The sequence below is a fragment of the Kribbella sp. NBC_00662 genome (genome assembly GCF_041430295.1).
GTDB lineage: Bacteria > Actinomycetota > Actinomycetes > Propionibacteriales > Kribbellaceae > Kribbella.
This window is the reverse complement of record NZ_CP109029.1, coordinates 5158623-5169912: the sequence shown is the minus strand read 5'-3', so window position 1 is coordinate 5169912 and position 11290 is coordinate 5158623. Positions and strand designations below refer to the sequence as shown.

Below are 11290 nucleotides of genomic sequence, written 5' to 3'. Positions count from 1 at the left end.
TGACACATGTGCGGCCGTCAGGGCACGCGGACGACGAGCGCTGACGCATCCACTTCCGCGACCAGCGTCGTGCCCTCGGAGATCGTGTCGCCGTCGAGCTCGCGGCGTGCCGCACGGTCGGCGCGGACCTGGATGCGTTTGCCGGTGAAGCGTTCGATACCGCGTTCGCGCCAGGACTTGATCACCAGCCCGAGCGCCAGCCGGGGCCAGTGGCTGAGCCGGCGCGGCGCGAGCACGACCAGGTCGATCCGGCCGTCGTCGGGTGACGCGTCCGGGAACAGCGGGATGTTCGCCTGCAGCGTGCCGACGTTGCCGATCACCACGGTCCGCGCGCGGCGGCGTACCGGCGGCTGGTCGTCGATCGTGATCTCGACGTGGACGAACGGGTGGTTCAGGTTCTTCAGCGTCGAGACGACGTACGCCGCCCAGCCGACCCGCTTCTTCAGGTCGTCGGGCGCGTCGTCGATGATCGCGGCGTCCAGGCCGAGGCCGGCCATCACCACGAACCGGTCGTCCGGCAGCTGATCACCCTTGATCTGCACGCTGTCGATCCGCTGGTCCGAACCGTCGAGGAGCTCGTTCAGCGCGTCGTCCATCTCCAGCGAGATGCCGAGGTTGCGGGCCAGCAGGTTCCCGGTCCCGCCCGGCAGTACGGCGGCCGGGATGGCGGTCCCGGCCAGCTCGGCGCAGACGACCCGGACCGTGCCGTCGCCACCGGCGACCAGCACCAGATCGACCTTCTCCTCGATCGCCTGCCGGGCCATCCCGACCCCGGCGTCGTCCTCGGTCGTCTCCAGCCACAGCGGGGCGTCGTACCCCCGTTCGGTCAGTGCGGTCTCGACGGTACGACGGAACGGGTCGACGTCGACCTTGACCGGATTCACGATGACGGCTGCCCGCCTGGCAGGACTCACCTTATTTTTGTCCGTTCGTAGAGATAACGTGCTCGGCGTGAGCAGACTTCCACGGAGTACGCCAGAAGCCCAGGGGTTGTCCGCCGCGGCGCTCGACAGTTTTGTCGGAGCGCTCGACGCCGGGGAGCCGGAGATCCAGACCATCATGCTGCTGCGGCACGGCCAAGTCGTGCTCGAGGAGGCCTGGGCGCCGTACCGGCTGGAGGATCCGCATCTGCTGTTCTCGGTGTCGAAGAGCTTCACCTCGACCGGCGTCGGGCTGGCGATCGACGCGGGGCTGCTGTCGCTGGACGACCCGGTGATCTCGTTCTTCGACGCCGACGAGCTGCCGGAGACGGTCAGCGACAACCTGGCCGCGATGAAGATCCGGCACCTGCTGACGATGACGACCGGGCACTCGCAGGACACCGTCGAGGCGCTCAGCCGCGACCGGCGGATGGTGAAGATCTTCCTCGGCCTCGAGGTGGCACACGAGCCCGGCACGGTGTTCGTCTACAACAGCGGCGCGACGTACATGCTGTCCGCGATCGTGCAGCGGCTGACCGGCGAGCGACTGCTCGACTACCTGCGGCCACGGCTGTTCGAGCCGCTCGGCGCGACCGAGGCGACCTGGCAGGTGTCGCGGGAAGGCATCACGACCGGCGGCTGGGGTCTGAGCATCAACACCGAGTCGCTGGCCTGCTTCGGGCAGCTCCTGCTGCAGCACGGCCAGTGGGACGGCAAGCAGCTCGTCCCCGCCGAGTGGTACGAAGCGGCCACCTCGAAGCAGGTCCCCAACGACACCGAGGAGAATCCGGACTGGAAGCAGGGCTACGGCTTCCAGTTCTGGCGCGGGCGGCACAACACCTTCCGCGGCGACGGCGCCTTCGGACAGTACTGCCTGGTGTTCCCGGACTACGACACCGCGCTGATCATCACCAGCGCGACGACGAACATGCAGGCGATCCTGAACACCGTCTGGGAGTTCCTGCTGCCGGCGCTGGAGGGCAAGGAGGTCCCGTCGGTGCCGCGTCCGGCGCGGTTGGAGTTGCTGCCGCCGGCTGGTTCGGCACCGGTCGGTGGGGACGGGCGGACCTATCGGTTCACCGAGCGCAACGACGCCGGGCTGACCGCCGTCCGGCTCGACGCGGACGGGACGGGTGTGTTCACCTTCGAGGAGTTCGGCGGGGGCGGGACGCATGAGATCGTCTGCGCGCCCGGCGACTGGCAGGAGCAGTCCGCCCCGGGCAGCGTCGACGACGCGAGCCCCGAGGCGGGGATGCGGGTCCTCACCAGCGCGTACGGCGACGGAGATGCTTTCGTGGCGACGCTCCGCTGGGTCGAGACGCCGTTCGTTGCCAAGTTCACCTGCCGGGTCGCCGGTGACTCGATGACCGTCGACGGCGAGCTGAACGTGTCGTTCGGTCCGACCGAGTTCACGCTGACGTCCGAGGTGTGATCCGGGTCATGTCACAAAGCTGAGGCCGCCGCGTGTCCTCCGGGTCGTAACAACAGACGACGGAGGATGACATGAAGGTCTTGGTAGCAGGCGCGACCGGTGGATTGGGCCGGTCGCTGGTACCGCAGCTGATCGCGGCCGGGCACGAGGTGACCGGGATGACCCGGTCGGAGTCCGGCGCGAGCAGCGTGCGGTCGTTCGGGGCGGACGTCGTACTCGCGGACGGGCTCGACGCCGCCGCGGTCCGTGCGGCCGTGGCGAAGGTCCGCCCGGAGGTCGTCGTCCACCAGATGACGGCGCTCAAGGGCGGGATCGACTTCAAGCACTTCGACGACAGCTTCGCGATGACGAACCGGCTGCGGACCGAAGGCACCGACAACCTGCTCGCCGCGTCCCAGGCTGCCGGCGTACGACGGTTCGTCGTCCAGTCGTACGCCGGCTGGAACTTGCAGCACGGCGGATCCGCCACCAAGACCGAGGCGGAGCCGCTCGACCCGAACCCGGTACCCGCGCAGCAGCAGACGATGGCCGGGATCAAGCACCTCGAGTCGGCGGTGCTGAACGCCGACGGGATCGAGGGCGTCGCGCTCCGGTACGCGAGCTTCTACGGCCCGACCGGTGACATCGGCAAGGGCGGCTCGATGGTGGAGCTGATCCAGAAGCGCCGGCTGCCGCTGATCGGCGACGGCACCGGGGTCTGGTCGTTCATCCACTACGACGACGCGGCGTCGGCGACGGTGAAGGCGGTCGACAGCGACGTCACCGGGGTGTTCCAGATCGCGGACGACGACCCGGCGCAGGCCGCGGTCTGGCTGCCGGAGTTCGCTCGCATCCTCGGGGCGAAGCCGCCGCGGCACGTGCCGGCCTGGGTGGGACGGCTCGCGGTCGGCGATGTCGGGGTCGCGGCGTTCACCGAGATCCGCGGGGCCGACAACACGCTGGCGAAGCAGACCTTCGACTGGCAGCCCGGGTACGCGTCCTGGCGCGAAGGTTTCCGTGAAGGGCTGTGAGCCGGAAACAGTGAGAGGTTTTCTTTACTTCGGCGTTACAAGCGAGGACGACTGCTGAAACCGGCGGGCCCTGAACTGGAAAGGACCCGCCGGGACGGCGGGGCGCCCCTAGGGTTCCGCTGCTGGTCGAGCTGACGGCAGGTCTGGTCCGAGAGGGGAGGCGACGCTCGTAGCAGGGTGTCGTTCCACGGCGGGACAAAAGCCCGGGAGGCCTTGAAAGGCCCCGGGCTGCTGTGCGTGCATTCCGGGCCTGATCTCCAACGGAGGCCGGAATGTCAGCACCCCCTGAAACACTGACCACGGATCAACTGGGCGCACGCGATCTCGGCCATTTCGGCTATGCCCAGCAACTCTCGCGCCGCGTCGGCAGCTACGCGTCGTTCGCGGCGGGCTTCTCGTTCGTCTCGATTCTCACCACCGTCTTCCAGCTCTTCGGTCTGGGCTTCGGCTTCGGCGGTACGGCGTTCTTCTGGACCTGGCCTGCCGTCCTGGCCGGCCAGCTCATGGTCGCGTTGTGCTTCGCCGAGCTCGCCGCGCGGTACCCGCTGTCCGGCGCGATCTACCAGTGGGCCCGTCGTCTCGGCGGCGCTGTGGTCGGCTGGTTCGCGGGCTGGACGATGGTGATCGCGCAGATCATCACGCTGGCGACGGCGGCGATCGCGCTGCAGGTCGTACTGCCCGCGGTCTGGCCCGGATTCCAGTTGGTCGGCAGCGATCCGGCGCTCGCGTCGAAGGACGGCGCGGCGAACGCCGTACTCCTCGGCTGCATCCTGCTGGTCGCGACGACCCTGCTCAACGCGACCAGCGTGCGGATCACCGCGCTCGTCAACTCGGTCGGCGTGACGTGTGAACTGATTGGCGTCGTTCTGATCGTGGTATTGCTGACAATGCGCGCCGAGCGCGGTCCGTCTGTCGTCCTGCACACGACCAACCTCGACAGCTCGACCGGGTACGTCGTACCGCTGCTGATCTCGGCGTTGATGGCGGCGTACGTGCTGGTCGGGTTCGACAGCGCGGGCGAACTGTCGGAGGAGACGCACAAGCCGCGCGCGACGACACCGCGGACGATCATCCGTGCGGTCGTTGCCTCCGGCATCGGTGGTGCGTTCCTGATCATCGCGGCGCTGATGGCCGCGCCGTCGCTGACCGACGGAAACCTGGCCACCCAGGGCCTCCCCTACGTGCTGACGAGCCGCCTGGGTACGACGCCGGGCAAGCTGCTGCTGCTCGACGTCGCACTGGCGGTCTGCGTGTGCACGCTCGCGATCCAGACGGCCGCGGCACGGATGATCTTCTCGATGGCGCGCGACAACGTCCTGCCGGGTTCGCGGCAGCTGCGCAAGGTGTCCGAGCGGACCGGTACGCCGGTGGCCGCGACCGTCGTACCAGGTGTGCTGGCCGCCGTCTGCCTCGTTGTGAACGTGGGGAACGCGGGACTGTTCCTGGGCCTCGCGAGTGTCTGCATCATGTTGCTGTACGTCGCGTATCTGATGGTCACGACGCCGTTGCTGGTACGGCGCCTGACCGGCGGCGGGCTGCCTGCCGGCGTGGACGAGAACGGGCGGCCGCTGTTCTCGCTCGGGCGCTTCGGCGTGGTGGTCAACGTCGTCGCGGTCGCGTACGGACTGGCGATGGCGATCAACCTCGGCTGGCCGCGAGCGGAGGTGTACGACCCGGCCGGCGATGGTTGGTACCTCCACTACCTCCCGCTGATCACCCTCGCCATCGTCGCGGCCGGCGGCCTCCTGGCGTACCGCGCGCAGCGCACCGCGTACTACGCGTCAATCGGCATGCCCGCGCCCGCCGCCGCACCGGCGATCGAGGCGGAGGGGGCCAGCGCATGAACCACGACATTCCCGGTAGTGCGGCGTGGTCCGCACCTGTTCGTGCGGGACGCACGATCACGCTGACCGCGCTCGCCGACGGTGCCAACGCGACGGTGCTGATCATCGGCGCGGACCGCCTCGATCGGCTCAACATCCCGGACACGCTGAAGTCCCAGATGTCCGCTCGCATCAAACCCGGCATGGTGCTGATGTCCGACCGCGGCCTCGCGCTGGCGACCGTCATCGGCTCGAGCCTGGACTGGCACGACTGCCTCACCGGCGCCCTCCCCGACCGGCTTCTCCTCCTCGAACTGACCAAGCACGGCTTCGGCGAAGCCGACCTGCACGGCTGCATCAACTTCTTCAGCAAGGTCGCCGTCGCGAACGATCCCCGCGCCTCGCTCGCATTCATCCCCGATCACGCGCACGCCGGTGACACCGTCACGCTGCGCGCAGACCAGGACCTGCTGCTCTTCATCTCGACCGCGCCCCACGCGCTCTCGGACAGTCCCGCCGGCAGCGTCGCCGTACAGCTCGAATCGCCTGCCGAAGTAGCGGATCCCGAACTGCGCGAGGAAGCCGTCCGTGCGCTGCGCCTGACCCGGGAGCTGATCGCATGACCGTCACCGCCACGACCGTCGCCCTCGATTCCGTCGTCGAAGCCGGCGACGGCGCGCTCGTGAACGTACCCGCCGGCGGACGCCTGCAGATCGTCGACCTGCACGGGAACCAGGCCGTCGACACGCTGTTCTACGACGCCCACGACATCGACAACCGCTACTCCGCGTTCGACACGATCCGCGAGCAGCGGGCCGTGTTCCTGACCACCGGATCGCGGCTGATGTCGACCAGACTCGACGAGCTCGCCGTGATCAGCGACGACACCTGCGGGCGGCACGACACCGTCGGCGGCGCGTGCTCACAGGAGAGCAACGTCATCCGGTACGGCGAGTTCACCCGCCACCAGCACGCCTGCCGGCAGACGTTCCTGCGGTACGGCGCGGAGGCCGGTATCGGCCAGCGTCAACTCACCCACAACGTCAACTTCTTCATGAACGTGCCGGTGACGTCGAGCGGCGGACTGACGTTCGAGGACGGCCTGTCGGCCCCGGGCAAGTACGTCGAGATCACCGCGAGCCGCGACCTGCTCGTCCTGATCAGCAACTGTCCGCAGGTCAACAATCCCTGCAACGGCTGGAACCCGACGCCGGTCCAGTTGCTGGGCCGGTGGTGACGTTGGCGCTCGTCACAGTTGTTGCCTCAGGCACCCAAACGACGATCCAGGATCTGGCCGGCCGGCCAGGTCTGTGGGATGTCGGCGTACCGCCGTCCGGGGCCGCCGACGAACTCACGTTCGCGCTGCTCAACGCCGCGGTCGGCAATCCGGACACCGCGGCCGGGCTGGAATGCGTGCTGACCGGACCCGTCCTCACCTGCGACGAGGATCGGCTGATCTGCGTCGGCGGCGCGGTCCGCAATGCGACTGTCGACAATCTGCGGATCAAGCCCGGGATGGTCGTCCGATGGCCGGCCGGCTCCGTGCTCGACATCGGCTCGCTCGACGGTCCCGGCATGCGCGGGTACGTCGCGATCCAGGGCGGGCTCGACGTACCACGGGTACTCGGCAGCCGGTCGACGTTCATCCTCGGCGGGTTCGGCGGTCACGACGGCAAGCCACTCGAGACCGGCAATCAGCTTCCGCTCGGCCGGAAGGAGAACCTGCTGTCCCCGGTGCCGGTGGAGCTGCCGACGATGTCGGACTCCTGGCAGCTGCGCGTGATTCCCGGACCACACGGAGCGCCTGAGCATCTCACCGAGGAAGGCGTCGATGCGTTCTTTGCCAACAGCTGGATCGTCGACCATCGGTCCGACCGGACCGGCGTCAGGCTGATCGGGCCCACGCCCGGCTGGGCCCGCACCGACGGCGGCGAGGCCGGTCTGCATCCGTCGAACGTGCACGATTCGGCGTACCCGGTCGGCGGCATCATGCTGTCCGGCGACACCCCGGTCATCGTCGGCAAGGACGGCCCGTCGCTCGGCGGCTTCGTCGTACCCGCCGTCGTGATCGAAGCCGACCGCTGGATGCTCGGCCAACTCCGTGCCGGCGATTCGGTGCAGCTGGTGCCGGTGACACCGGAGGTCGCGACCGAGGCGGCCCGCGTACGGCGCCAATGGCTGACCGATCTCCGCCAGCCTCCTGCGATCGTGACCTCGTCACCCGCAACCCCCGACCGCCCGACGGTTCTGCACCGGGCATCGGCAGACGCCGGCCCGGCGGGCTCCCGGGACGCAGGGCAGGCGCCGTCGTACACCATCAGATATGCCGGCGAGCGGCATCTGCTCGTCGAGGCCGGGCCAACCGAACTCGACCTCACCGTCCGCGTGTGGATCCACCTGCTGGCGCAGGCATTGCGGGACAACCGGCCGACCGGCGTTGTCGAGATCGTGGAAGGGGTGCGGTCGCTGCTCGTCGCGGTCGACTCGTCGCGGCTCGCGTTGACCGCGCTCGCGGAGCGGCTCGCGTTCCTCGCCGCTGGTCTCGACGATCCGGAGACCGTGGTGCTGCCGGCCCGGGAGGTCGTGCTGCCGATCGCCTTCGACCACCCGGAGGCACACGAGGCGATGCGCCGGTACGCGACCTCGGTCCGGCCGGACGCGCCGTGGTGCCCGGACAACGTCGAGTTCATCCGGCGGGTCAACGATCTCGACACGCGGGACGAGGTGTTCGAGATCGTGCAGGCCGCGACGTACCTGGTGGTCGGTCTCGGTGACGTCTATCTCGGTGCGCCGGTCGCGGTGCCGATCGATCCGCGGCACCGGCTCGTCACGACGAAGTACAACCCGGCCCGGACCTGGACACCGCAGAACGCGGTGGGGATCGGCGGGATCTACCTGTGCGTGTACGGGATGGAGGGTCCCGGCGGATACCAGCTGGTCGGGCGCACCGTCCCGGTCTGGCGGCTGTCCCCCGCCGACGAGCAGCCTTGGTTGCTGAGGCAGTTCGACCTGATCAGATTCACGCCGGTGACGGCGGAGCAGCTCGCCCACGAGCGGGCCGAGATCGCCGCCGGACGGGCAGACCTGAAGACCGCGCCGGCGACGTTCTCGATCTCCGACGTACGCCGGATCGAGCAGGAGGCACCTGTGGACATAGCGACCGTGCGGGCCAGACGCCGCGCCGCGTTCGAGGCCGAGCGGGCTCGGTGGGGCGCATGAACAACGAGTGGATCACTCGCGTCGACCCGATCGAGGCGGCCGACGGACCGTTGCACGGGCTGACGATGGCGCTCAAGGACAACATCGATCTCGCGGGAGTGCCGACGACGGCCGGCGACCCGCGCAACAGCCTGCCCGCGGAGCGCAGTGCGTTCGTGGTCGATCGGCTGATCGCGGCCGGCGCCGTACCGCTGGGGAAGACGAACCTCGATCAATACGCGACCGGGCTGGTCGGTACGCGGTCGCCGTACGGCGTCTGCCATTCGGTCTTCTCGGATCAGCATGTGTCGGGCGGATCGAGCTCAGGCAGTGCGGTCGCCGTGGCGAGTGGCCAGGTCGACTTCGCGCTCGGTACAGACACGGCAGGTAGTGGACGGGTGCCGGCGGCGTTCAATCGGCTGATCGGCATCAAACCGAGTCGCGGGCTCGTCTCCGCGCGCGGCGTCGTACCGGCTTGTCGCTCGCTCGACTGCGTGACCGTGATGGCCCGCACGGTGGCGACCGCGCGGGCGGCGTACGACGTGATGGTTGCCTATGACCCGGATGATGCCTGGTCGCGGCGGATCGAGAAGCTGCCTCGTCCTCGGGGCGGACGCGTGATCGGCGTACCGGATGTGGGGTTGGAGCTGGATCCGCTGCATGAGGCGGCTTGGCAGGAGACGCTCGCCGAGGCTCATCGGCTGGGTGACGTCGTGAAGGTGGATGTGCGGCCGCTGCTGGAGGCGGCTGATCTGCTGTACTCCGGGCCGTGGCTGGCTGAGCGGTGGCTCGCATTCGGGGACAAGCTCGACGACGATCCCGCCGTCGATCCCACTGTGCGGAAGATCGTGCGGGGCGGTGCGGCGTTGACGGCGTCGGCCGCGTTCGCCGGCTTCGATCAGCTCGCGACGCTCGCTCGGGCGAGTGAGTATCTGTGGACCGAGATCGATGCACTGCTGTTGCCGGTCACCCCCGGGCATCCCACGCTCGCGGAGGTAGCGGCGGACCCGATCGGCGTCAACAGCCGGCTCGGTCGCTTCACGAACATGGTCAATCTGCTCGACCTGTGCGCGGTCGCGTTCCCCGGACCGGATCGCACTGACGGCCTGCCGTTCGGTGTCCAACTGCTGGCCCCGGCCGGGCATGACCGTGCACTGATCGATCTGGCCGCGGTCTGGTGTGGTGAGCCCGTGCCTGCCTCCGACACCGACATCCTGCTGGCGGTCGCCGGCGCACACCTGTCCGGCCAGCCGCTGAACGATCAGCTGGTACGGCGGGGTGCGCGGCTCGCCTTCAGTGCGCGGACCGCGTCGTCATACCGGATGTTCCTGGTCGACGGGCCTCGACCTGGCCTGACCCGGACGCTGACCGGTGCGGACGGGCCGGGGATCGAGGTCGAGGTGTGGCGGATGGCGGCGGACGAGCTGGGTGGGTTCGCTGAGACCATCGCTCCGCCGCTCGCGATCGGGCCGCTCGAACTGTCGGACGGACGACAGGTCCTCGGCTTCCTCTGCACCGCGGACGCCGCCGACCCGAGCCGTGACATCACGTCGTCCGGGAGCTGGCGCTCCTACCTGTCCGGGGGCTGAGCCTAAGGTTGGTGGGCATGAGCCTGACACCCGCCGAACAGAAGGTGCTGGACCGGATCGACGAGGACCTGCTGGTGCGAGTCACGCAGGACCTGGTCCGGGCGCACGGGCAGAACCCGCCCGGCGAGGAGGCCGCCACCGCGGTCGTCCTCGCCGCGGCGGCCCGTGACCTCGGGCTCGACGTACGGACGTCGCCGGTCGAACCAGGTCGCGACAACGTGTCCATCACGCTTGCCGGTGGCAACGATCCCGGCCTGTTGCTGCTCGGCCACACCGACGTCGTACCGGTCGGCGACGGCTGGACGGTCGACCCGTACGGCGGCCTCCTCCGCGACGGCCGCATCTACGGCCGCGGCGCCTCCGACATGAAGGGCGGCCTGGCCGCGGCCCTGATCGCCCTGGCCGCGCTCCGCGACACTCCCCTGACCGGCCCGGTCGAACTGACCGCAGTCGTCGATGAAGAAGAAACCGGCAAGGGCATCCGCGCGTACATAGCCGAGGCGCAGCGGCAGTACGTCGGCTGTATCACCGCCGAGCCGACCGACCTGCAAACGATCATCGCTGCGCGCGGCGACTCGTACCTGCAAGTGTCGGTGCACGGTCGCGCCTCGCATGCCGGCAACCCGGACGGCGGCGCCAACGCGATCTACGGCGCGGCCGCCGTCGTCGCCGAGATCGAACGCCTGCACGCGGAGCTCGCCACCGCACCCCATCCCCTGCTCGGCCCGGCGACGTGGAGCGTCGGCCAGATCAACGGCGGAACCGGCGGCTCGATCGTCCCCGCCGAATGCGTGGTCGTCGCCGACCGCCGCCTCCTCCCCGGCGAGTCCCCCACCGAGGTCCTCGCCGACCTCGGCCGTCGCGTAGCCTCCCTCCGCCTCGAGGACCGCGGCCTCACCGTCGAACTCGCGATGCCGATGGAAATGCCCGCCTTCGAAACCGCCGCCGACGCCGACCTGGTCCGCATCACCGAGGCCGCCCGCCTCGACGCCGGCGGCCAACCGCTGCCACTCGCAGGCTGGACCGCCGCCTGCGACGGCGGCTACATCGCCCGCGACCTCGACGTACCCGTCGTCGTCCTGGGCCCCGGCTCGGTAACCACCCAGGCCCACCGCGCCGACGAATCGGTCCCCGTCACAGAACTCGTCACAGCAGCCCGCACCTACGCCCTGACAGCCCTCCGCCTCCTCACCTGACAACAGGATCACCAGCACGCGCGACCCGCCAACCCGGCACGATAGTTCGAGGTCACGGGTTGTGTTGACCGGGACGTGAGGTGAAGTCTGCAGCGTCGGCCTGGTCCTTGTGGTTGCGAGGA

The 11290-nt window shown here is 69.4% G+C and carries 9 protein-coding genes and 1 riboswitch; of the genes, 8 read left to right on the top strand and 1 reads right to left on the bottom strand.

Annotation, left to right across the window (positions count from 1 at the left end):
* Positions 1–17: 17 nt before the first annotated feature.
* Positions 18–914 carry a diacylglycerol kinase family protein gene (locus OHA10_RS25840; protein WP_371401343.1) on the bottom strand — a complete coding sequence of 299 codons (897 nt, stop codon included), beginning with the start codon at positions 912–914 and terminating at the stop codon, positions 18–20.
* A 37-nt stretch (positions 915–951) separates the two neighbouring features.
* Between OHA10_RS25840 and OHA10_RS25835 the strand changes: the two genes are divergently transcribed.
* From OHA10_RS25835 to OHA10_RS25800, 8 genes are all read left to right on the top strand, one after another.
* The gene (locus OHA10_RS25835; protein ID WP_371401342.1) at positions 952–2352 is read left to right on the top strand and encodes a serine hydrolase domain-containing protein; all 1401 of its coding nucleotides are present in this window, start codon (positions 952–954) and stop codon (positions 2350–2352) included.
* A 71-nt stretch (positions 2353–2423) separates the two neighbouring features.
* Entirely contained in the window at positions 2424–3362 is a 939-nt protein-coding gene (locus OHA10_RS25830; protein WP_371401341.1) for an NAD-dependent epimerase/dehydratase family protein, read from the top strand.
* A gap of 97 nt (positions 3363–3459) precedes the next feature.
* A riboswitch (guanidine-I (ykkC/yxkD leader) is annotated at positions 3460–3574 on the top strand.
* Positions 3575–3634: 60 nt separating this feature from the next.
* Positions 3635–5206: an amino acid permease gene (locus OHA10_RS25825; protein WP_371401340.1), complete on the top strand. Its 1572-nt coding sequence runs from the start codon at positions 3635–3637 to the stop codon at positions 5204–5206.
* Entirely contained in the window at positions 5203–5808 is a 606-nt protein-coding gene (locus OHA10_RS25820) for a DUF1989 domain-containing protein (protein ID WP_371401339.1), read from the top strand. The genes OHA10_RS25825 and OHA10_RS25820 overlap by 4 nt, the downstream gene beginning before the upstream one ends.
* On the top strand, positions 5805–6422 hold the full coding sequence (locus OHA10_RS25815; protein WP_371401338.1) for an urea amidolyase associated protein UAAP2: 618 nt from the start codon (positions 5805–5807) through the stop codon (positions 6420–6422). The genes OHA10_RS25820 and OHA10_RS25815 overlap by 4 nt, the downstream gene beginning before the upstream one ends.
* On the top strand, positions 6416–8404 hold the full coding sequence (locus tag OHA10_RS25810; RefSeq protein WP_371401337.1) for a 5-oxoprolinase/urea amidolyase family protein: 1989 nt from the start codon (positions 6416–6418) through the stop codon (positions 8402–8404). Before OHA10_RS25815 ends, OHA10_RS25810 begins: the two co-directional genes overlap by 7 nt.
* Positions 8401–9972 (top strand): allophanate hydrolase, encoded by a 1572-nt coding sequence (gene atzF, locus OHA10_RS25805; protein ID WP_371401336.1) that lies wholly within the window; start codon positions 8401–8403, stop codon positions 9970–9972. The genes OHA10_RS25810 and atzF overlap by 4 nt, the downstream gene beginning before the upstream one ends.
* 17 nt (positions 9973–9989) lie before the next feature.
* Entirely contained in the window at positions 9990–11168 is a 1179-nt protein-coding gene (locus tag OHA10_RS25800) for a M20 family metallopeptidase (RefSeq protein ID WP_371401335.1), read from the top strand.
* Positions 11169–11290: the final 122 nt, after the last annotated feature.

What these genes read in the sequence shown, in the direction of transcription:
- OHA10_RS25815 (WP_371401338.1), top strand. Translation starts at nt 5,805, where the DNA reads ATGACCGTCACCGCCACGACCGTCGCCCTCGATTCCGTCGTCGAAGCC.
- OHA10_RS25820 (WP_371401339.1), top strand. Translation starts at nt 5,203, where the DNA reads ATGAACCACGACATTCCCGGTAGTGCGGCGTGGTCCGCACCTGTTCGT.
- atzF (WP_371401336.1), top strand. Translation starts at nt 8,401, where the DNA reads ATGAACAACGAGTGGATCACTCGCGTCGACCCGATCGAGGCGGCCGAC.
- OHA10_RS25825 (WP_371401340.1), top strand. Translation starts at nt 3,635, where the DNA reads ATGTCAGCACCCCCTGAAACACTGACCACGGATCAACTGGGCGCACGC.
- OHA10_RS25800 (WP_371401335.1), top strand. Translation starts at nt 9,990, where the DNA reads ATGAGCCTGACACCCGCCGAACAGAAGGTGCTGGACCGGATCGACGAG.
- OHA10_RS25830 (WP_371401341.1), top strand. Translation starts at nt 2,424, where the DNA reads ATGAAGGTCTTGGTAGCAGGCGCGACCGGTGGATTGGGCCGGTCGCTG.